The following is a 19955-nucleotide window of genomic DNA, read 5'->3' on the forward strand; positions in this document are numbered from 1 at the left end:
TGAAGGACTCCAAGGTGATCGTGGCGATCAACAAGGACCCCGAGGCGCCGATCTTCAGCGTGGCCGACTATGGGCTGGAGGCGGACCTGTTTGCGGCCGTGCCGGAACTGGTCAAGGCGCTGTAACGTCTGCAAATGCTATTATTATTATAGCTGCTAGCGCTTATCCCATAAGCGCTAGCGTCAGCATTTATCTAGAAACAGAACGGAGACAAACCCCATGAGCGTGAAACTTTCCCGCCGCACCCTGGTGCGGGCCGGCACTGCCGCACTGGCCAGCGTGGCCCTGCCATCGCTGGCGCAAACGGCCTGGCCGAGCAAGCCTATCAAGATCATCGTGCCCTACACGGCCGGTGGCTTTACCGACCAGATGGCGCGCCTGCTGCAGGTGGGGCTGCAAAAGCAGTTGGGCCAGCCCGTGGTGATTGACAACAAGCCCGGTGCCAACAGCATCATCGGTGTCGATGCGGTGGCCAAATCGGCGCCCGACGGGCACACCTTTGGTGTCGTGATTCCGGCCTTCACGGCCAACACCACGCTCTACCCCAAGCTGCCCTACAACGCACGCAAGGATCTGGTGGGGGTTTCATTGATGGGCGTGTCGCCCCTGGTGGCGGCGGTGTCTGGCAATGCGCCGTTCAAGAACACCAAGGAGCTGGTGGCCTACGCCAGGGCCAACCCCGGCAAGGTGAGCTTTGCCTCGTCGGGCAGCGGCTCGGCGGCGCACCTGACCAGCGAGTTGCTCAAGACGCTGACCAAGACCTACATGGTGCACATCCCGTACCGGGGCGCGTCGCCCGCGCTGGCCGATCTGCTGGGCGGCCAGGTGCCTCTGTTCCTCGACCCGCCACCCAACCTGATCCAGCCCGCCAAGGCCGGTCGCATCCACCTCATCGGTGTGGCCAGCGAAAAGCGCCTGCCCATCCTGCCCGATGTGCCGACCTTCGTGGAGCAGGGCATTCCTGGCATGCTGGGCAGCACCTGGGCCAGCATGATTGCCCCGGCAGGCACACCGCGCGACATCGTCAAGCGCATGTCGGAGGCAGTGAACCAGATCATCCACAGCGAAGAAACCCGCGCCAAGCTGGAAACCATGGGCACGTTTGCCGAAGGCACCACGCCCGAGGCCTGCGACGCTTTCCTTGCGTCGGAAACCACGAAGTGGGGCAAGGTGATCAGCGATGCCGGGGTGAAGCTGGACTGAGTGCCTGGGAGATGGCGGCGCGTCAGGTATAGCGTTTGGCGCGCAGGTTGTCCTTTATCTGCTGCAGCACCGGTTGCAGCGATGGTCCGATGCGCAGCGCCACGCACGTGGCCAGCACGTCAATCACCAGCAGGTGCAGCAGGCGCGACACCATGGGGCTGTAGCGGTCGTAGCCCTCGGGGTGGTCGGCGGCCAGGTGGATGGCGCAGGCGGTTGCCAGGGGTGAGCCGCTGGCGGTGATGGCAATGGTGGTGGCGCCGTTCTTGCGCGCGATGTCTGCCGCGTCCATCAGGTCGCGCGTGCGGCCCGAGTTGGAGATGATCACCGCGCAGTCGCCCGGGCCGAGCAGGGTGGCGCTCATTACCTGGATATGGCCGTCGCTGGTGGCGATGGATGTCACGCCCAGGCGAAAGAACTTGTGCTGCGCATCCTGCGCCACGAAGCCGGAATTGCCCGCGCCATAAAACTCGATGCGCTTGCCCGCTTTCCAGGTGCTGGTGATGGCCTCGGCGGCGCGTTCGATGGCCACCGTGCTGGCGGCGTTGCGGTATTGCAAAAAGGCGGCCACCGCGTTGTCCACCACCTTGACCAGCACATCACCGGTCTTGTCGTCGGCGTCCACGCTGCGGTGAATGAAGGGCACGCCTTCGCTCACGCTGCCGGCGAGCTTGAGCTTGAAATCGGCCAGGCCGTCGTAGCCCATGCTGCGGCAAAAGCGCACCACGGTGGGCTTGCTGACCAGCGCGCGCGCGGCCAGCTCGCGCACCGGAAGGCGGGCAAATGCGCGTGCGTCCTCCAGCACCAGACGGCCCACGCGCTGCTCGGCGGGGGCCAGGGAAGGCAGGGAGGCGGTGATGCGGTCCAGCATGTCAAATCCACGGAAAAGTCAGAAACGAGGGTGCGCCAATGTAACGCGGTTTCATGCCCGGGGCCGTCTCGGTAACGGGCCGTCTACACTTGGGGGTTGCCGTCGCCCTCGCAAAAATGCTTCCGGGCCTGCTTGTCCACTGTCCACCCCATGAGACTTTTGCCATGAATCAGCTTGACGCCCTCAAACAGTTCACCACCGTGGTCGCCGATACCGGCGACTTCAAGCAGCTGGCGCAATTCCAGCCCCAGGATGCGACCACCAACCCGTCGCTGATCCTCAAGGCCGTCCAAAAGCCCGAATACGCGCCTTTGCTGCAGTCCACCGTGGCCCAATGGAAAGATCGCCCCATGGATGAGGTGATCGACCGGCTGCTGGTGCGCTTTGGATGCGAGATCCTGGCCACCATTCCGGGGCGGGTGTCCACCGAAGTGGATGCGCGCCTGAGCTTTGACACCAGCGCCACCGTCACGCGGGCGGAGCGGATCATCGAGCTGTACCAGGCGCAGGGTATTCACATCGACCGGGTGCTCATCAAGGTGGCGGCCACCTGGGAAGGCATCAAGGCCGCAGAAAAACTGGAGCAGCGCGGCATTCACACCAACCTCACGCTGCTGTTCTCGTTTTGCCAGGCGGTTGCCTGCGGGCAGGCCAAGGTGCAATTGATTTCGCCGTTTGTCGGGCGCATCTACGACTGGTACAAAAAACAGGCCGGTGCCAGCTGGGACGAGGCCGCGCGCAGCGGCGCCAACGACCCGGGCGTGCAATCGGTCACCCAGATCTACAACCACTACAAGCATTTCGGCATTGCCACCGAGGTGATGGGCGCGAGCTTTCGCAACATTGGCCAGATCACCGCGCTGGCCGGCTGCGACCTGCTGACCATCGCCCCCGAGCTGCTGGCACAGCTCGCGGCCTCGGAGGCTCCCTTGCAGCCGGCGCTCAATGCCGAGGCAGCCCGCACCATGCCGCTGCCTGCGGTCCAGTTCGACGAATCGGGTTTCCGCTTTGCGCTGAATGAAGACGCCATGGCCACCGAAAAGCTGGCCGAGGGCATTCGCAGCTTCGCGGCAGATGCCGTAAAGCTGGAAAAACTCATCCAGGCGGCCTGAGCGCGTAGGGCTGCGCTGGCGCGCACCCGGCACTCGCGCAGCCCTTGCCCTGGCTCGTTACACTTGCGCACCCTGCCTGGAGTTCAGGCAACAGGAATTGATTCATGCACTCAGTTGTCATCAGCGGAACCGGCATTTACCAGCCCCCGTACACCATCACCAATGCCGAGCTGGTTGAAGCCTTCAACCGCTATGTGGACCAGGAAAACGCGCGCCTTGCCGACGAAATCGCCGCCGGCGTGCGCGAGCCGTTGACCTATTCCAGCGTCGAATTCATCGAAAAGGCCTCCGGCATCCAGCAGCGCTATGTGCTCGAAAAATCCGGCGTGCTGGACCCTTCCCGCATGTACCCGCGCTTTACCGAGCGGCCCGACGACCAGCTCTCGCTGATGGCCGAGATAGCCGTGGATGCCGCGCGCAAGGCGCTGGATGCCGCCGGCAAGACCGGCGACCAGATCGATGCCGTGCTGTGCTCGGCGGCCAACATGCAGCGCGCCTACCCGGCCATGGCCATCGAGATCCAGCAGGCGCTGGGGGCGAGCGGCTATGGGTTTGACATGAATGTGGCCTGCTCATCGGCCACCTTTGCCATCGAGCAGGCCGTCAACGCCGTGCGTACCGGCAGCGCCAAGTGCGTGCTGGTGGTCAACCCCGAGATCACCTCGGGCCACCAGGCCTGGAATGACCGCGATTGCCATTTCATCTTTGGCGATGTCTGCACGGCGGTAATTGTCGAGCGGGCCGACTGCGCCACCTCGGCCGACCAGTGGGAAGTGCTGGGCACCAAGTTGGCCACCCAGTTCTCCAACAGCATCCGCAACAACTTCGGCTTTCTCAACCGCTGCGAGGACAGCGACCCGAACGCGCGCGACAAGACCTTCCGCCAGGAGGGCCGCAAAGTGTTCAAGGAAGTGGTGCCGCTGGCTGCCGCCCACATCGAGGCCCATCTGGCCGCGCTGGAGCAAGCACCGACGGCCGTGCGCCGCTATTGGCTGCACCAGGCCAATCATGGAATGAACCAGCTGGTCATCAAGAAATTGGTGGGCGCGGATGCGGGTGCTGACGTGGCTCCCCTGATCCTGGACGAGTTCGCCAACACCGCATCGGCGGGCTCCATCATTGCGTTTCACAAGCACCGGGACGACCTGGCTGCCGGTGATCTGGGCGTGATCTGCTCCTTTGGCGCGGGCTATTCCATCGGTAGCGTGGTGGTTCGCAAGCGCTGACCCTTTCCCTTTGCCGCCATTGCGTCGCCGTGGCTGCGTGAGCCACCGGCGCGGGAAATCTCAGACTTCTTCGCTCCAGCAAAAGCCGTCGCGCGCAATCATGGCGCTGGCGGCGCTGGGGCCCCAGCTGCCGGCTGCGTAGGGCCTGGGGGCGTGCGGATCGGTGCGCCAGTGCTCCAGAATGGGCTCCACCCAGCGCCAGGCTTCTTCCTGCTCGTCACTGCGCACAAACAGGTTCAGCCGCCCTGCGATCACGTCCAGCAGCAGGCGCTCGTAGGCGCCCACGCGCTCGGTGCCAAAGCGCTGGTCAAAGTCGAGGTTCAGGTGCACCGGCGCCAGGGCGGGTTCGGTCTGGTGCTGCGCGGCGCCCTGGGCCAGCATGTGCAACTCCAGCCCGTCCTTAGGCTGCAGGTGGATCACCAGGCGGTTGGCAGCGCCCGCAGGGGTCTTGAAAATCGGGTGGGGCACGGGCCGGAAGTTCACCACGATATGGGCGTCGCGGCTGGCCAGGCGTTTGCCGGTGCGGATGAAAAATGGCACGCCCGCCCAGCGCCAGTTGGAAATTTCGGTGCGCAGGGCCACAAAGGTCTCGGTGGTGCTGCCCGGGGCAACGCCGCTTTCCTGCAAATACCCTGCAACGGCGTGGCCTTGGCTGGTGCCGGCCGCATATTGCCCCCGCACCACATGCTGGCCGATGGTGTCGGGGCTCCAGGGCTTGAGCGATTGCAGCACCTTGAGTTTTTCGTCGCGAATGGCGTTGGCGCTGGAGTTGATGGGCGGCTCCATGCCAATGGCGCACAGCAATTGCAGGGCATGGTTTTGCACCATGTCGCGCAGGGCGCCCGTCTGGTCGTAGAAGGCGCCGCGGGTTTCCACGCCCAGTTCTTCGGCGATGGTGATCTGGATGTTGGCAATGGTTTCGCGCCGCCACAGGGGCTCGAACAACGCATTGCCAAAGCGCATGGCAAAGAGGTTCTGCACCGACGGCTTGCCTAGGTAGTGGTCGATGCGAAACACTTGGTCTTCCCGCAGCACGTGCCGCAGTGCCTCGTTGATGGCGCGGTTCGATGGCAGGTCATGCCCCAGGGGTTTTTCGAGCACCACGCGGGTGGCGGGGCCGTTCAGTCCGACGGCCGCGATCTGCTCGCAGACGGTCGTGAAAAGACTGGGCGCCGTGGCGACATACATCACCAGCGAGTCGGCATTGCGGGCCTTGATCATGTCGGCCAGCCGCCCATAATCCTGCGGTTGCGACAGGTCCATGCGAAGGTGGTGCAGCAGCGCCGCGAAGCGCGAAAACTCCTGAGGTGTCGGGCGTTTGGCCAACTCGACATCGTCAAAGCGCATCTGGATTCGGCTGCGGTATTGATCGTCGGTAAGATCGTCCCGCGCCACGCTGATAATGCGGCCACCTTCGGGCAGCGTGCCGTGCCGAAAGGCCTGGAACAGCGCGGGCAGGAGTTTGCGCCAGGCGAGGTCGCCGGTGCCGCCAAACAGGACGAGGTCAAAACTCATGGGGTCTCCGGCGATGGGGGGCGAGTCTGCATCAGGCCGGTAATTGTAATCTCGTTACATTGGTGTTTGGTCTTCTTCGATTAGGCAAGGTTTTTTTGGATTTTTTAATTTTCTGTCGCTTGAAGTTTTTGTAATTTGGTTACTTTTTTGTTTGCGTACCATGGACATGTCCGAGTTTCTTCGTTGTGATCAGACGCCCCAGTGGCCCTTGTTGAAGGCCCATTTTTCAGCGCAGGGTGCGCGTCTTGATCTGCGCCAGGCTTTTGCCGAGGACACCGGGCGTTTTGAACATTTCAGCCAGGTGGCGCCTCACCTGTTTGCCGATCTTTCCAAGAACCTCTGGGACCCGACCACCGAGGCACTGCTGATGGACATGGCGCGCTCGTGCGGGCTGGAGCAGCACCGCGACGCCATGCTGCACGGCGAGCCCATCAACACCACCGAGGGCCGTGCGGTATTGCACACCCTGCTGCGGCGTCCGCCAGGGCAGGTGCTGCCGGGTGATCTGCCCGGCGTGGCCGAGAGCCTGGTCGAGGTGCACTCCACGCTGGACGCCATGCTGGCTTTTGCCGACCGCATGCGCGCTGACGACGGCATCACCGACGTGGTGAACATCGGCATCGGTGGCTCGGACCTGGGGCCGCACATGGCCGTGCTGGCGCTGGATGCCTACCGCGCGCCGGGCAAGCGGTTTCACTTCGTTTCCAACGCCGATGGCCACGAGCTGGCGGGCGTGCTACGGCTGCTGCGGCCGCAAAGCACCTTGTTCCTGGTGGCCTCCAAAACCTTCACCACGGCAGAAACCATGACCAACGCACGTTCGTGCCTGGCCTGGTTTGCCCAGCAGGGTGGCACGGATGTGGCGCGCCATTTTGTGGCGCTCACCACGCAGGTCGACGCGGCGAAATCCCTGGGTATCACCACCACGTTTGGTTTTTGGGAGTGGGTGGGCGGGCGCTATTCCTTGTGGTCGTCCATTGGCCTGCCGCTGGCCATATCAATTGGCGCTGCTGGTTTTCGGGGGTTGCTGGCCGGCGGGCATGCCATGGACGAGCACTTTCGCACGGCGCCGCTGGAGGTGAACCTGCCCGTACGGTTGGGCGTGCTGGATGTCTGGTACCGCAATTTCCATGGCTTCACCAGCCGTTGTGTCGCGCCGTATCACGCCGGGCTGCGGCGCTGGGCGGCCTACTTGCAGCAGCTCGAAATGGAAAGCAACGGCAAGCGCGTGGCCGCCAGTGGTGATGCACTGGACTTTGCCACGTCACCTGTGGTGTGGGGCGAGCCGGGCACCAACGGGCAGCATGCTTTTTTCCAGATGCTGCACCAGGGCTCGGATGTGCTGCCGCTGGAAATCGTGGCTGTGCGCAAACCATCGCACGCACTGGTGGATCACCATGGGCAGGTGCTGGCCAATGCCCTGGCGCAAGCGCAAGCGCTGATGGTGGGCAAGGCCAGCGATGATGGGCAACGGCATTTTCCCGGCAACCGGCCCAGCACCTTTTTGCTGCTGGAGTCCCTCACGCCCGAGTCGCTGGGGGCGCTCATTGCCTTGCAGGAGCATCGGGTGTTTGTCAGCGGCGCCCTGTGGGGCATCAACAGCTTCGACCAGTGGGGCGTGGAGCTGGGCAAGGTGCTGGCGCGCGACTTGCTCCAGCGCCTGGCCAGCGGCGATGCCTCGGGGCTGGATGCCTCCACGGCAGGCTTGCTGAACCGCCTGCGGGGCTGAGACCGGCGTCCCCTCAGCAGGGTCGAAAGAAATTCACCGGCAGACCCGGAGTGTCTACCCGCATGTGCAGCAGCGAGCCCGCCGGAATGGCCGCCTCGCATTCGCTGGTGGGCCGCCCGGCACGCGCCGAGGTGACATAGAGCGTGCGCAGGTCATCGTCGCCAAAGCACACCATGGTGGGGCATTGCACGGGCGTGGGGATGCGCTGCAGCACATCGCCCGAAGGCGACAGCTGCACAATGCTGGCCCCTTCGTACATGGCCACCCAATAGTTGCCGTCTACGTCCACGCTGGCGCCGTCGGGCCGGCCACCATAGGGCTCGCCGACCACCTTGGGGGCGAAGCGGGCCCAGGGTTGCCGATCACTGAGGCTCCCTGTGGCGGCGTTGAACGCAAAGCGGTCAATGCGGTGTTCGGGGGTGTTGGACCAATACATCCAGCGGTTGTCGGGGCTGAAGGCGAGGCCATTGGCCGTGAAGTTGTCGCCCGCCATGCGGTCGATGGCGCATCGGCCCATGGCGCAGTCCAGGCGCCACATGGCGGCATCGGGTTGCGTGCGCGGGGTGATCATGGAGCCGGCCCAGAACCGCCCGGCGGTGTCGCATTTGCCATCGTTCAGGCGCAGCAGCCGGGTGTTGTGCGCATCGACCGGCAGGGTGGCCAGGCAAGCCAATGCACCTGTGGAGGTGGTCAGGCTGTAAAAACCATCGCGTAACCCGATTACTATTTTTCCATCCTCCGACGGGGCGCAGCATCCGGGCTCGGACGGCGTCTTCCATTGCCAGGTGCGACCGGTGCCGGGCTCCCATGCATTCACCGTGAAGCCCGCGATGTCGCACCAATACAGCCGCTTCTCCAGTGGATGCCAGAACGGTGACTCACCCAGCTCAGAGGGTGGCAACGGGAGTGCTTGCAAGGGCATTGCTTGATCCGGAGGTGTTATCAAATTACATTCTAGGTCGATATCCGGATGGAGCATCCCATGCATTCAGTTGTAGCGCGCGTGACGGCTCGCATCACCCAGCGCAGCGCAGGCACCCGCGCCGCCTATCTTGTCGGCGTGGATTCCATGATCCACCGCGAACCCTCACAAGACCGCATGGGCTGCGCCAATCTGGCCCATGCCTTTGCCGCATTGCCGGGCGCCGACAAGTTCCGGGTCACGGTTGAAAAGGCGCCCAACATCGGCGTTGTGACGGCCTACAACGACATGTTGTCGGCCCATCAGCCCTACCAGAGCTATCCCGACATCCTGCGCGACGAAGCGGCCCGCCACCAGGCCACGGTGCAGGTGGCTGGCGGCGTGCCCGCCATGTGCGACGGCGTCACGCAGGGCACGCCCGGCATGGAGCTGTCGCTGTTCTCGCGCGATGCCATTGCCATGGCCACTGCGGTAGCGCTGTCCCATGATGTTTTTGATGGCGCACTGCTGCTGGGTGTGTGCGACAAGATCGTGCCGGGCCTTTTGATTGGCGCGTTGCACTACGGACATTTGCCCTGCGTGTTTGTGCCTGCCGGGCCCATGGGTACCGGGCTGCCCAACAAGGACAAGGCCAAGGTGCGTGAGCAGTACGCCCAGGGCTTGGTGGGGCGCGAAGATTTGCTCCAGGCCGAAACGGCCTCGTACCACAGCCCCGGCACCTGCACGTTTTACGGCACGGCCAACAGCAACCAGATGCTGCTCGAAGCCATGGGCCTGCATGTGCCCGGCGCGGCCTTTGCGCCACCGGGCACCGAAGAGCGCGAAGCCTTCACGCGCCAGGCCCTGCGCACGGTGCTGGACATCGGCAAACGCGGCCAGCGCTTCACACCCATCGGGCGGCTGGTGGACGAGCGCTGCATCGTCAATGCCATGGTGGCGCTGCTGGCCACGGGCGGTTCCACCAACCACCTCATCCACTGGGTGGCCGTTGCGCGCAGCGCGGGCATCCTGATCGACTGGACGGACTTTGACGAGCTCTCGTCCGCCGTGCCGCTGCTGGCCCGCGTGTACCCCAATGGCGACGCCGATGTGAACCAGTTCCAGGCCGCGGGCGGCCCCGCGTGGATCCTGCGCGAGTTGCTGGCCGGTGGCTTCATGCACGCCGATGTGATGAGCGTGAACGCCGGTGGCATTGCCGCAGGCGGGCAGGGTGCACCGGCCCAGTCGGGCGACGAAAGCGTGCTGCGCCCCGTGGCCCAACCCTTCTCGCCCACCGGCGGCCTGCGCCTTTTGCAAGGCCGCCTGGGCCGTGCGGTGATCAAGGTGTCTGCCGTGCCCGAAGACCGGCACACCATCGAGGCGCCCGCCCGCGTGTTCGATTCGCAAGAGGCGCTGCTCGCCGCCTTCAGCGCGGGCGAGGTGAACCAGGACATGGTGGCCGTGGTGCGCTTTCAGGGCCCGCAGGCCAACGGCATGCCCGAGTTGCACAAGCTCACGCCCCCGCTGGCCGTGCTGCAGAACCAGGGCTTCAAGGTAGCGCTTGTCACCGATGGGCGCATGAGTGGCGCGTCGGGCAAGGTGCCTGCTGCCATCCACGTCACGCCCGAGGCGCTGGCCGGTGGCCCGCTGGCCAGGGTGCGCGACGGTGACATCGTGCGTGTGGATGCGGTGGCCGGCACGCTGGATGTGCTGGTCGATGAGGCCGAGTGGGCGGCCCGGTCCCCGGCACCCTGTAACCCACCTTCCCAGGCCGGCTTCGGCCGTGAACTCTTCGCCAACTTCCGCCGCCATGCCGGGGGTGCGGAACAAGGCGCCTGCACATGGCTGTAGGCAGCATGCACCCCGCGCCTTCCCCCTCATGGGGGACGCCACCAGTGGCCTGGCAAAGCCAGTTCCATGGGGGCCCTGGTATTGCGTCGCGCCAGTTTCACGCGCCCCTTATGGCATCCAGCAACTGAGGAGCACTTGTATGAATCCCATTGACATCGCCAGCCATGGCCCGGTCATCCCCGTCATCGTGATCGACCGTGTGGCTGACGCGCTGCCCCTGGCCGAGGCGCTGCTGGCTGGTGGTGTGAAAGTGCTGGAGGTGACCTTGCGCACGCCGGTGGCTCTGCCCGCCATCGAAGCCATTGCCCGCCAGCTGCCCGAGGCTGTGGTGGGCGTGGGCACGGTGCTCCATGCCGACGATGCCCGCCGTGCCAGCGAGGCGGGTGCCCGCTTTGCCGTGAGCCCGGGCTATACATCCGAAGTGGGCCATGCCTGCCAGGGCCTGCACTTGCCCCTGCTGCCCGGTGTGGCCACGGCCAGCGAGATCATGGCTGCGCTGGCCGACGGGTTCGCATTCCTCAAGCTGTTTCCGGCCGAGGCGGTGGGTGGCATCGCGCTGCTCAAGGCCTGGGCCAGCCCGTTTGGCCAGGTGAATTTTTGCCCCACGGGGGGTATCACCGCGATTACCGCCCCCAACTACCTGGCGCTGCCCAACGTGCGCTGCGTGGGCGGCTCGTGGCTCACGCCCGCCGATGCGGTGCGTGCTGGCGACTGGGCGCGCATCACGCAGCTGGCGCGCGCTGCACAGGCCTTGGGGCGTGGTGGCGACTGAAAATTGATAGAAAATTGGCTCTAGCGCTTATGTATAAAGCGCTTACAGCTATTAATAATATAGCAATTATGGTGCGGTGTGGTTGAGGAGAATGCCGGGTTAAGCCTTCCAGAGCACCGTGACGCGCAGCCCACCCAGCCCCGGGCTGGTGTCGGTGCCCACCTGCAAATGGTGCAGGCGCGCAATGCGCTGGATGATGGACCAGCCCAGGCCGCTGCCGCTCTGGCCCGTACCCAGCACCCGAAAAAACCGCTCTCCCAGGCGTGCCTGGTCATCGGGCGTCAGGCCCGGGCCGCTGTCTTCCACACTCAATTGCCCATGGCCATCGCCCTGGTCGTCTATCTGTAACTGCACCTCGGCACCCTCCGGGCTGTAGCGCAAGGCGTTGTCCAGCAGGTTGCGCAGCAGCACGCGCGCCAGGGGCTCGGGCAACGGGATGTGCACGCCGGGCGCCATCGGCTCGCGCAGCAAGATGCGCTGCTGCCGGCGCTCTGCCGTAGCCTCTAGGTCGGCGGCCACCTGGCGCGCCACGTCGGCCACCGGCGTGCTGCTGCGGTCGGGGGTGGCTTCGGCGTCAAGCCGGGCCAGTTGCAGCAGTTGTTCCACCAACCGGGTGGCACGGTCGCAGCCCTGCACCGTGGCCTGCAGTGCCGTGGCGCGCTCTTGCGTATCGGTGGCGCCTTGCGCTACCTGGGCCTGCATGCGGATGCCGGCAATGGGGGTGCGCAGCTCGTGCGCCGCGTCGGCGGTGAATTGCTGCTCTGTGGCCAGCAACCGGGCCATGCGCTCGAACAGGTCGTTCAGCGCCGTGACCAGCGGCAGCACCTCGGGCGGTACGCCTGCGGTGGACAAGGATTCGAGCGACTGCGGCTGGCGCGCGGCCACGGCGTTTCCGAGCCGCCCCAGCGGCCGCACCGAGCCGCGCACCGCCCACCAGATGCCCAGCGCCAGCAGCGGAAGCGCCCACGCCATCGGTTTGAGGATGCTGGTCAGGCTGGCCTGCACGATCTCGCGGCGCACCGATTGCAGCTCGCCCACCACAATGCGTACATCGCTTTCTCGCCCCTGGGTGACGAACACGCGCCAGGCCTTGCCATCCACCTGGCTGTCCGCAAAGCCCCGCTTGCGCCGCTGCGTCAGGGGCTCCTGCGGCGCGCTGGCCGAGCGGGCCAGCAGCTGGTCTTCGTGCCACAGCTGGAACACCACGCGCGGCTGGTGCTTATCCAGCTCGGGCGCTTCGTTCAGGCGGTCTTCGTCCAGTTCATCGAGGGGTTGCAGGCGCAGCAGGGCGGCGGTCTGCGCCAGATGGGCGTCGAGCAGGTCGCTGACTTCCTCGTCGGTTTCGTGCCAGGCCAGCGCTGCGGCCACGCCCCAGGCCACCAGCACCAGCGCCAGCACCGTGGTCAGCAGCCGGGTCTGCAGCGAGCGTGGCGTGCGGGGGGCGGCAGCGCTGCTCATGCCGGCTCCCGTGCGATGCGGTAGCCCACGCCGCGCACGGTCTCGATCAGGGCCGCGCCCAGCTTGCGCCGCAGGTGGTAGATGTGCACCTCGACGGCGTTGCTGTTGATTTCGCTGCCCCACTGGTACAGGCGCTGCTCCAGCTGCTCGCGGCTGAGCACACGCCCGGCGTTCAGCAGCAGCGCGTGCAGCAGGTCGTATTCGCGGTTGGACAGCTCCACGGGTTGGCCATCCACCAGCACCTGGTGGGCGGCCGGGTCCAGCGCCACGTTGCCAGCGACCAGCCGGGTTTCGCTTTGGCCGTGCGCGCGCCGCACCAGGGCGCGCAGGCGGGCGGCCAGCTCATGCAGGTCGATGGGTTTGATCAGGTAGTCGTCAGCGCCCGCGTCCAGCCCGGCAATGCGGGCGGGCACGGCGTCGCGGGCCGTCAACACCAGCACGGGCGTGGTGTTGCGGCGCGCACGCACCTGGCGCAGCACCTCCATGCCATCCAGCCGTGGCAGGCCCAGGTCCAGCACGGCAGCCTGGTAGGCGCCGGTGGCCAGCTCGCGCTCGGCCGCCACGCCGTCGCGCACCCAGTCCACCTGGAAGCCGTTTTGCGCCAGGCCGGCGCGGATGCCCGAGCCCAGCAGTTCGTCGTCTTCGGCCAGCAGGATGCGCATGAAGGGGCTCTTTCAATCAGTCGTCGTCATCATGGTGATTCTCGCTCCAGCGCGTGGCATCGGCGGCGGGCTGCTGGGGCGCCGTATTCCACTGCCAGGCCCAGAAGGCGAGCACGCAGGCCAGCACGGCAGCGGCCAGCCAGCCATGGTTGCTCTTCGCCAGGTCGGGCCCGGGGCCCTGCACGCGGCCCGTCAGCATGGGCAGGGCCTGGTTCTTGCGGCGCAGCGCGCTCAAGAGGGCGATCAGGCCGATGTGCGCCAGCACCACGAGCAGCAGCGTGTTGCCAAAGAACTCGTGCACTTCCTCCAGCCATTCGCCGCCCCATTCGTCCCACACGGCGTAGCCGCTGAGGGTGAGCGGCACCACCAACGCCAGGATCAGCGCCACGGCCAGTGCCATCAGCAGGTTTTGCCCAGGGCGCCAGGTGGCCTGAAGTGCTGTGGGCGAGCGCACGGCGGCCATGGATTTGAGCCATGCCGGCACCCCTTGCAGCTTGCGCCACAGCACCGACAGGCGGGCCTGGCGCGGCCCGAACAGGCCCCACAGCACGCGCGCCACCACCAGCCCGGCCAGCGTGTAGCCCAGCGTGACATGCACCAGCCGCCAGCGCTCGCCATCGGCGGTGATATAGGCCGCCGTGAAGCTCAGCGCCATCAGCCAGTGCAGCATGCGCGTGGTGGCATCGACCACGCGGCGGGTGGCAGGCCGGGGCGTTTGCGTTTGCGCTTGCGCTGAGGACGGTGCGGAAGCTGAAGAGGGCGAGGCGGTAGAAAGGGTGTCAGAAGTCATGGCGGTTCTCACTTCGGAATGCGGACGCGGTCGTCGTCAAAGTCACCTTGGTCGGCGCGGGTGTGGCAGGCCATGCAGTTGGCGGGGCTGCCCACGGCGGCGCGCTTCCAGACAGCGGGCTCCACTTCGCGGTGCTTGCGCTCGAACCAGGAGGACTGCGTGATGCGGTCCTGGGGCGGCGCCTCGCGCACGCGCTTGTAGGTGCCGGCATGGGCCGCGAGCCAGGTGCTGATCTGGCGCACCATGGCCGCATCCAGCGAGGCGTCGGTGCCGTAATGCTGGTCCAGCCCCTGCATCATGCGGCTCCACGAGCTGGCAGGCAGCATGCCGGGCGGGTAGGCCATGTGGCAGGCGGCGCACTCCTGCTTGTAGGCTGGCAGCATGGCACTGGCGGGCATCTCGCGGCTGTCGGCCCAGGCGGCGGGCAGTGCGCAGGCCAGCGCCAGCCACGCGGCGGATGGGCGAACTCTGCGCCCGAACCGAGCTCGGGCCGTGGTGGTTGCGGTGTGGCTCATGGTGCGCCCTTGGTGGTTGGGGGGGGATTTTTGGCATCGAACTGCAGCAGCCAGGCCAGCACATCGGCCTTTTCGACAGGGGTGCATTCGCGCTTGAGCACATCGTTGCAGTTGCGGCGAAACCATTTGTCCACCTTGGCGGTGTCCGTAAAGCGCTCGGGGTTGAACGCAGGCGCCAGGGGAGTGATGGTCTTGCCCGTGCTGGCATGGCGGGTGGACGTGGTGGGCGGATTGCCATGGCACGAGGCGCACGACCATTCACCCCCATGGCGACTGGTGAAAAAAACGCGGCCGCGCTCGGCGTTGACCGACTGGCCGGAAACATCGCTCCAGCGCTGCATCTGCGAGGCGGCGGTGGTGTCGCCGGCGTGGACCGGTACCAGGGCAAAGGTCAGCGCCAGCAGCGCAACCATGCGTGCGAGAGAGATGGGGTGTTGTTTTTGCATGCCGCCATGGTGCAGGGCGGGCATGAAGAATGGCTTAAGGAGCGCGAGGGCCAGGCGCAGCTTCTTTTAAAAAATGACCAAAACGGCCCAGTACGCTCATATATAAAGCGCTAACAGCTATTAAATATGTAGCGATTGTGGGTACGGGCAGACGCCGCTGCAGCAGTCCGACGGCCAGGGCGTCGCACACGCACTTGTCGCATTGGCCGCCTATCATGTCCAGGGGCACTCGCCCGCAATTCGTCAGCATTCAACCACGAGAGAGGGACTTCACCATGGATTTTGTTCAGGCAATCAAGTCGTGTCTGGGGCAGTACGCCACGTTCTCGGGCCGCGCGTCGCGCTCCGAATACTGGTGGTTTTTTCTGTTCCAGGTGCTGGTCATGGTGGCCACCGGCATTCTGGGGGATGTGATCAACGGCCTTGCATCGCTGGCACTGTTGTTGCCGGCACTGGCGGTGGGAACGCGCCGCTTGCACGACATCGGCCGCACGGGCTGGTGGCAGCTGCTTTTGTTGACCGGGATTGGTTTCTTTGTCTTGCTGTACTGGTGGGTGCAACCTACCGACGGTGCGTCCAACAGCTACGGCGAGCCCCCTGCCGCATGACATGAAGAAAGCCCGCAGGCCATAAGGTCTGCGGGCTTTTTCTATGGTGCCTCGACTGCCATGCCGAACGGCATTGGCATCGGGCCACGGCGCCAGGCTGCGCGCCCGGCCGGATCACACCTTGAGCGAACGCTCGATGTCCGTGAGCTTGTAGCGTGCCAGGGCGAGATTGCCCTTGGCCTTGTCCAGCACCAGATACAGGAACAGGCCCACGTTGTTGGGCACCAGCCGGATCAGGTGGTATTGATCGCCCAGCGTGATCAGAATGTCTTCAATGCCTTTGCGCAGGCCCAGCGCTTCCATGGTCTTGATCTTGGCCCGCACCACTTCCGTGTTGCCCGCTGCGGCCAGGTCCAGGTTCATGCCACCGCCGGCCTGTGCCAGGCACATGCCGCTGCGGTAGTCGACCAGCGCCACTGCTTGCGCGCCGTCAATGGTCATCGCGGCATCCATACATTGCTTCAGGTTGGAACTCATATCGTTTTCTTGTGAGGGGTTTCGGGATTGCTGCAGGGCCAGGTCATCCATGAGGCTGAGCTTGCCCAGCTGCTCCATCAGGATGAACCAGAGGGTTTGCGGGTCGCTGTTGGGTAAGCGGTAAACATGGGTGCGTGCCATCTGGCCAGGGGGCGCAGACTTGAAGACCGACTCTTCCATGACTGCGTTGGGCATCAGAAAGGCCCACACGACCGCCGGATCCAGCGGTGCCAGCCATTCCAGCGTGGAACGCAGCAGATTGACCGACCCCGCACCGACGATCAGGACGACGGCGGCGCTGTGGGGAGATGGGAGCGACAACGCCTGGGCGGTGGCAGGACGAAGCCAGTCAACCATTGGCGCCACCGTGGCGTCGGCCAGAGGAATCTGCAACCAAGGCCCGGGCCCGGAAAGGTTCGATACCCCCAGCTGCGCCAGGGAGTGAAGGCCCAGTCGAGCGGTCAGATCAAGAACAGTGACAGTAGGTGGTGTGAGCGCCATAAACGTCGTTGGAAGAAAAAAGCTCCAGGACGGGGCGCCGGGAAGAGACCGTCTGCGTATTCGCTTGAAATGGAGAATGTGCAGAAAAGTGTATCGAAATACAACCGGGCCCGTTTGATCGCAGGCAATGCCGGGTCGCAACGTGCGTCTTATGGTTTGTTGTGCTGCGTTGGCGATTGTTATCGTATATAGGTGCGCCAAATCGCGGCATGTGCGGCTTGTGCCGGTACCTGCGGGCGACCCTGAAGCGCATCGCCTGCCAGGCGATATCGTGCCCTGTGGCTTTTCGCGGGAACGGACAGGCACACGCCATGAAAAAAGCCCGCAGGCCAAAAGACCTGCGGGCTTTTCGTGGGGCTGCGCAGCCAGCGCGGCTGCGCGAGGACCAGGCAATTACATGCCCATGCCGCCCATGCCACCCATGCCGCCCATGTCAGGCATGCCGCCGCCAGCACCGGCTTCTTCCTTCGGAGCGTCAGCCACCATGCACTCGGTCGTCAGCAGCAGCGATGCCACCGATGCTGCGTTTTGCAGCGCCGTGCGGGTGACCTTGGTGGGGTCCAGAATGCCCAGCTCGAGCATGTCGCCGTAGCTGTCGTTGGCAGCGTTGAAGCCGAAGTTGCCCTTGCCGGCCAACACAGCGTTCACCACCACCGAAGCTTCGCCGCCGGCGTTGTTCACGATTTCGCGCAGGGGCGCTTCGATGGCCTTCAGCACCAGGGCAATGCCATGGTCCTGGTCAGCGTTGTCACCCTTGATGGAGGTGCCAACGGCTTGCTTGGCACGTAGCAGGGCCACGCCACCACCGGCCACAACGCCTTCTTCCACAGCTGCGCGCGTTGCGTGCAGTGCGTCTTCCACGCGGGCCTTCTTTTCCTTCATTTCGACTTCGGTGGCAGCGCCGACCTTGATCACGGCCACACCGCCAGCCAGCTTGGCCACGCGCTCTTGCAGCTTTTCGCGGTCGTAGTCGGACGTGGCTTCTTCGATCTGCACGCGCACTTGCTTGACGCGGGCTTCGATGTCAGCGGCAGCGCCGGAGCCGTCGATGATGATGGTGTTTTCCTTGCCCACTTCGATGCGCTTGGCCTGGCCCAGATCGGCCAGCGTTACCTTCTCGAGCGTCAGGCCCACTTCTTCAGCGATGACCTTGCCGCCCGTCAGGATGGCGATGTCTTCCAGCATGGCCTTGCGGCGGTCGCCGAAGCCAGGCGCCTTGACAGCCACAACCTTCAGGATGCCGCGGATCGTGTTGACCACCAGAGTAGCCAGGGCTTCGCCTTCGACTTCTTCGGCAATGATCAGCAGTGGACGGCCAGCCTTGGCAACTTGCTCCAGCGTGGGCAGCAGGTCGCGGATGTTGCTGATCTTCTTGTCGAACAGCAGCACGAAGGGATTGTCCAGAATCGCGGATTGCTTTTCGGGGTTGTTGATGAAGTAGGGCGACAGGTAGCCGCGGTCAAATTGCATGCCTTCCACGACGTCCAGTTCGGAGTCGAGGGACTTGCCGTCTTCCACGGTGATCACGCCTTCCTTGCCAACCTTGTCCATGGCGTCAGCGATCAGCTTGCCAATGGTTTCGTCGGAATTGGCAGAGATCGAGCCGACCTGTGCGATTTCCTTGGAGGTGGTGGTGGGCTTGGAAGCCTTCTTCAGCTCGGCAACCAGGGCCGTCACAGCCTTGTCGATACCGCGCTTCAGGTCCATCGGGTTGATACCGGCGGCCACGTACTTGAAGCCTTCGCGAACGATGGCTTGTGCCAGCACGGTGGCGGTGGTGGTGCCGTCACCCGCGTTGTCGCTGGTCTTGGAGGCCACTTCCTTCACGAGCTGGGCGCCCATGTTCTGCAGCTTGTCCTTGAGTTCGATTTCCTTGGCCACGGACACACCGTCCTTGGTCACGGTAGGGGCGCCGAACGAGCGCTCCAGCACCACATTGCGACCCTTGGGGCCCAGAGTCACCTTGACCGCGTTGGCCAAAATGTTCACGCCTTCAACCATGCGTGCGCGGGCTTCGCCGCCGAAAACTACGTCTTTTGCTGCCATGATGGAGCTCCTGAATATCTAAAAATTTGTGAAACAGATGACTGTGTCGGGAAAAGAATTGCGTAGCGAGCGGTTCACAGGCTAGGCGGACGGAGCGCAGGAACCGGAACGTACTTCCTGTACGTGAGGATTCCGAGCACCGCCCAACGACGCATGTGGGCCGCGCAGTAGCAATTACTTCTCGACAACGGCGAACAGGTCGTCTTCTTTCATGACCAAGAGTTCGTCGCCGTCGACCTTGACAGTCTGGCCCGAGTACTTGCCGAACAGAACGCGGTCGCCGACCTTCACGTTCAGGGCGATCAGCTCGCCCTTGTCGTTCTTCTTGCCGGGGCCGACGGCCAGCACTTCACCTTGATCAGGCTTTTCAGCGGCGTTGTCAGGGATCACGATGCCGGAGGCGGTCGTGGTTTCGCTTTCGATACGCTTGACGATCACGCGATCGTGCAGAGGGCGAAGATTCATTGCATTGCTCCTGTTGACTGAAAAAAATAGCCGGATTACAAGCGCCCGAAGTTTCGGACGCCACCAAACTTCCTCCGCACCAGCGCCTTGTTAGCACTCGTTTGGGGTGAGTGCTAATGATACGGGCATTTGTGGCCATTTCAAGACGCCCCTGTGCGAGCGGGGGATTTTGGGTGGGGTTGCAGCGTGCAGTCACCCTGATGGGTGTGCCCTGGCCAGACCGTGTTGCGCTCACCTGGCCGTGCGTTTATGCGGGGGGTTGAGTGCCGCAAAAATATAGGCTAATTGGGCAATGCCAGCAAGCACTTGCGCCTGTTTTTGCTCCCAATCATGTGGATCGGAGTCATTGAGCTTACTCAGGCCCCCTGCCGGGCCACCAGCGCATCCAGCCCCATGGCGCGGATGGTGATGGCGGCTGCGTCGGCGTCAGCGCGGTCGCTGTAGGGTCCCACCCGCACCCTCAGCCGGCGCTTTTTGCCCACCTGTGTTTCCTGCCGGAAGGCCGGCAAGCCCTCGTTGAGCAAGCGCGCCTGGGCTTTGCGGGCATTGGCTTCTTCGGCGAAAAGACCAACGTTGATGTAAAAGCCCGGCGCAGTGCCGACCGCTGGCAGGGGTTGAGCAGTGCTGGCGGAGGCAGTGGTGTCTGGCGGTGCTGCCGGGGCGTCGGGAGTGGATGCCCTGGCCTTGGCTTGGGGCGGCGATGGGCGTTTTGGGGGCGCGACCTTGTCTGCGGCCTGCGCCAGGGGCGCTGCGGCAGGAGGGGAGGAGGCAGCGGGTTGTGGTTGAGCAGCGGGAGCAGGAGCAGGAGCC

The 19955-nt window shown here is 64.7% G+C and carries 19 protein-coding genes and 1 pseudogene; 8 read left to right on the plus strand and 12 right to left on the minus strand.

The genetic code is table 11. The features are described 5' to 3' along the window. Nucleotides 1-125 (plus strand): annotated as a pseudogene (locus tag DTW89_RS14665) (electron transfer flavoprotein subunit alpha/FixB family protein); the annotation flags it as partial. Nucleotides 126-219: 94 nt separating this feature from the next. Next, on the plus strand, nt 220-1203 hold the full coding sequence (locus DTW89_RS14670) for a Bug family tripartite tricarboxylate transporter substrate binding protein (RefSeq protein ID WP_114656481.1): 984 nt from the start codon (nt 220-222) through the stop codon (nt 1201-1203). 22 nt (nt 1204-1225) lie between these two features. Here DTW89_RS14670 and DTW89_RS14675 read toward each other — a convergent pair whose 3' ends face one another. Next, complete coding sequence (locus tag DTW89_RS14675; RefSeq protein ID WP_111868827.1) at nt 1226-2071, minus strand: MurR/RpiR family transcriptional regulator; 846 nt, start codon at nt 2069-2071, stop codon at nt 1226-1228. A gap of 164 nt (nt 2072-2235) precedes the next feature. Between DTW89_RS14675 and tal the strand changes: the two genes are divergently transcribed. Next, nucleotides 2236-3183 (plus strand): transaldolase, encoded by a 948-nt coding sequence (gene tal, locus DTW89_RS14680; protein WP_111868825.1) that lies wholly within the window; start codon nt 2236-2238, stop codon nt 3181-3183. Nucleotides 3184-3287: 104 nt separating this feature from the next. Continuing rightward, nucleotides 3288-4409: a beta-ketoacyl-ACP synthase III gene (locus DTW89_RS14685; RefSeq protein ID WP_114656482.1), complete on the plus strand. Its 1122-nt coding sequence runs from the start codon at nt 3288-3290 to the stop codon at nt 4407-4409. Nucleotides 4410-4469: 60 nt separating this feature from the next. Here the strand turns inward: DTW89_RS14685 and zwf are convergent, their stop codons facing one another. Continuing rightward, nucleotides 4470-5924 (minus strand): glucose-6-phosphate dehydrogenase, encoded by a 1455-nt coding sequence (zwf, locus tag DTW89_RS14690; RefSeq protein ID WP_114656483.1) that lies wholly within the window; start codon nt 5922-5924, stop codon nt 4470-4472. Between the two features lie 166 nt (nt 5925-6090). On the opposite strand from zwf, the gene pgi reads away from it, so the two are divergent. Continuing rightward, nucleotides 6091-7653 (plus strand): glucose-6-phosphate isomerase, encoded by a 1563-nt coding sequence (gene pgi, locus DTW89_RS14695; RefSeq protein ID WP_114656492.1) that lies wholly within the window; start codon nt 6091-6093, stop codon nt 7651-7653. 13 nt (nt 7654-7666) lie between these two features. Here pgi and DTW89_RS14700 read toward each other — a convergent pair whose 3' ends face one another. Next, the gene (locus tag DTW89_RS14700) at nt 7667-8575 is read right to left on the minus strand and encodes an SMP-30/gluconolactonase/LRE family protein (protein ID WP_114656484.1); all 909 of its coding nucleotides are present in this window, start codon (nt 8573-8575) and stop codon (nt 7667-7669) included. Between the two features lie 60 nt (nt 8576-8635). Here DTW89_RS14700 and edd point away from each other — a divergent pair, with 60 nt between their 5' ends. Then, nucleotides 8636-10405, plus strand: a complete 1770-nt coding sequence (edd, locus tag DTW89_RS14705) for a phosphogluconate dehydratase (RefSeq protein ID WP_114656493.1) — start codon at nt 8636-8638, stop codon at nt 10403-10405. 139 nt (nt 10406-10544) lie between these two features. Beyond that, complete coding sequence (gene eda / locus DTW89_RS14710; RefSeq protein WP_114656485.1) at nt 10545-11177, plus strand: bifunctional 4-hydroxy-2-oxoglutarate aldolase/2-dehydro-3-deoxy-phosphogluconate aldolase; 633 nt, start codon at nt 10545-10547, stop codon at nt 11175-11177. Between the two features lie 99 nt (nt 11178-11276). Here the strand turns inward: eda and DTW89_RS14715 are convergent, their stop codons facing one another. Genes DTW89_RS14715 through DTW89_RS14735 form a run of 5 tightly spaced genes read right to left on the minus strand, consistent with a single transcriptional unit; the run spans nt 11277 to nt 15072 of the window. After that, nucleotides 11277-12635 carry an ATP-binding protein gene (locus DTW89_RS14715; RefSeq protein WP_114656486.1) on the minus strand — a complete coding sequence of 453 codons (1359 nt, stop codon included), beginning with the start codon at nt 12633-12635 and terminating at the stop codon, nt 11277-11279. Then, complete coding sequence (locus DTW89_RS14720; protein ID WP_024812890.1) at nt 12632-13297, minus strand: response regulator; 666 nt, start codon at nt 13295-13297, stop codon at nt 12632-12634. Before DTW89_RS14720 ends, DTW89_RS14715 begins: the two co-directional genes overlap by 4 nt. Before the next feature lie 16 nt (nt 13298-13313). Then, nucleotides 13314-14087, minus strand: a complete 774-nt coding sequence (locus DTW89_RS14725) for a cytochrome b/b6 domain-containing protein (protein ID WP_114656487.1) — start codon at nt 14085-14087, stop codon at nt 13314-13316. An 8-nt stretch (nt 14088-14095) separates the two neighbouring features. After that, the gene (locus DTW89_RS14730) at nt 14096-14602 is read right to left on the minus strand and encodes a diheme cytochrome c (RefSeq protein WP_114656488.1); all 507 of its coding nucleotides are present in this window, start codon (nt 14600-14602) and stop codon (nt 14096-14098) included. Continuing rightward, complete coding sequence (locus tag DTW89_RS14735) at nt 14599-15072, minus strand: DUF1924 domain-containing protein (RefSeq protein ID WP_201741014.1); 474 nt, start codon at nt 15070-15072, stop codon at nt 14599-14601. Before DTW89_RS14735 ends, DTW89_RS14730 begins: the two co-directional genes overlap by 4 nt. Nucleotides 15073-15323: 251 nt before the next feature. On the opposite strand from DTW89_RS14735, the gene DTW89_RS14740 reads away from it, so the two are divergent. Continuing rightward, the gene (locus DTW89_RS14740; RefSeq protein ID WP_114656489.1) at nt 15324-15656 is read left to right on the plus strand and encodes a DUF805 domain-containing protein; all 333 of its coding nucleotides are present in this window, start codon (nt 15324-15326) and stop codon (nt 15654-15656) included. A gap of 114 nt (nt 15657-15770) precedes the next feature. Here DTW89_RS14740 and DTW89_RS14745 read toward each other — a convergent pair whose 3' ends face one another. The 4 genes from DTW89_RS14745 to DTW89_RS14760 all read right to left on the minus strand — a co-directional run. After that, nucleotides 15771-16133, minus strand: coding sequence for a hypothetical protein (locus DTW89_RS14745; RefSeq protein WP_114656495.1), 363 nt, complete (start codon nt 16131-16133; stop codon nt 15771-15773). A gap of 894 nt (nt 16134-17027) precedes the next feature. Next, entirely contained in the window at nt 17028-18680 is a 1653-nt protein-coding gene (groL, locus tag DTW89_RS14750; protein ID WP_114656490.1) for a chaperonin GroEL, read from the minus strand. Nucleotides 18681-18854: 174 nt separating this feature from the next. Then, nucleotides 18855-19145 (minus strand): co-chaperone GroES, encoded by a 291-nt coding sequence (groES, locus tag DTW89_RS14755; RefSeq protein ID WP_114656491.1) that lies wholly within the window; start codon nt 19143-19145, stop codon nt 18855-18857. Nucleotides 19146-19501: 356 nt separating this feature from the next. Next, the coding region (locus tag DTW89_RS14760; RefSeq protein ID WP_147277665.1) for an SPOR domain-containing protein at nt 19502-19955 on the minus strand (454 nt) is incomplete at its 5' end.

This window comes from Acidovorax sp. BoFeN1 (assembly GCF_003345135.1).
Taxonomy (GTDB): domain Bacteria; phylum Pseudomonadota; class Gammaproteobacteria; order Burkholderiales; family Burkholderiaceae_C; genus Acidovorax; species Acidovorax defluvii.

Excerpts from the sequence above, each read along its gene's own strand:
- DTW89_RS14670 (WP_114656481.1), top strand. The coding sequence starts at position 220 with ATGAGCGTGAAACTTTCCCGCCGCACCCTGGTGCGGGCCGGCACTGCC.
- DTW89_RS14675 (WP_111868827.1), bottom strand. The coding sequence starts at position 2,071 with ATGCTGGACCGCATCACCGCCTCCCTGCCTTCCCTGGCCCCCGCCGAG.
- tal (WP_111868825.1), top strand. The coding sequence starts at position 2,236 with ATGAATCAGCTTGACGCCCTCAAACAGTTCACCACCGTGGTCGCCGAT.
- DTW89_RS14685 (WP_114656482.1), top strand. The coding sequence starts at position 3,288 with ATGCACTCAGTTGTCATCAGCGGAACCGGCATTTACCAGCCCCCGTAC.
- zwf (WP_114656483.1), bottom strand. The coding sequence starts at position 5,924 with ATGAGTTTTGACCTCGTCCTGTTTGGCGGCACCGGCGACCTCGCCTGG.
- pgi (WP_114656492.1), top strand. The coding sequence starts at position 6,091 with ATGTCCGAGTTTCTTCGTTGTGATCAGACGCCCCAGTGGCCCTTGTTG.
- DTW89_RS14700 (WP_114656484.1), bottom strand. The coding sequence starts at position 8,575 with ATGCCCTTGCAAGCACTCCCGTTGCCACCCTCTGAGCTGGGTGAGTCA.
- edd (WP_114656493.1), top strand. The coding sequence starts at position 8,636 with ATGCATTCAGTTGTAGCGCGCGTGACGGCTCGCATCACCCAGCGCAGC.
- eda (WP_114656485.1), top strand. The coding sequence starts at position 10,545 with ATGAATCCCATTGACATCGCCAGCCATGGCCCGGTCATCCCCGTCATC.
- DTW89_RS14715 (WP_114656486.1), bottom strand. The coding sequence starts at position 12,635 with ATGAGCAGCGCTGCCGCCCCCCGCACGCCACGCTCGCTGCAGACCCGG.
- DTW89_RS14720 (WP_024812890.1), bottom strand. The coding sequence starts at position 13,297 with ATGCGCATCCTGCTGGCCGAAGACGACGAACTGCTGGGCTCGGGCATC.
- DTW89_RS14725 (WP_114656487.1), bottom strand. The coding sequence starts at position 14,087 with ATGACTTCTGACACCCTTTCTACCGCCTCGCCCTCTTCAGCTTCCGCA.
- DTW89_RS14730 (WP_114656488.1), bottom strand. The coding sequence starts at position 14,602 with ATGAGCCACACCGCAACCACCACGGCCCGAGCTCGGTTCGGGCGCAGA.
- DTW89_RS14735 (WP_201741014.1), bottom strand. The coding sequence starts at position 15,072 with ATGCCCGCCCTGCACCATGGCGGCATGCAAAAACAACACCCCATCTCT.
- DTW89_RS14740 (WP_114656489.1), top strand. The coding sequence starts at position 15,324 with ATGGATTTTGTTCAGGCAATCAAGTCGTGTCTGGGGCAGTACGCCACG.
- DTW89_RS14745 (WP_114656495.1), bottom strand. The coding sequence starts at position 16,133 with ATGAGTTCCAACCTGAAGCAATGTATGGATGCCGCGATGACCATTGAC.
- groL (WP_114656490.1), bottom strand. The coding sequence starts at position 18,680 with ATGGCAGCAAAAGACGTAGTTTTCGGCGGCGAAGCCCGCGCACGCATG.
- groES (WP_114656491.1), bottom strand. The coding sequence starts at position 19,145 with ATGAATCTTCGCCCTCTGCACGATCGCGTGATCGTCAAGCGTATCGAA.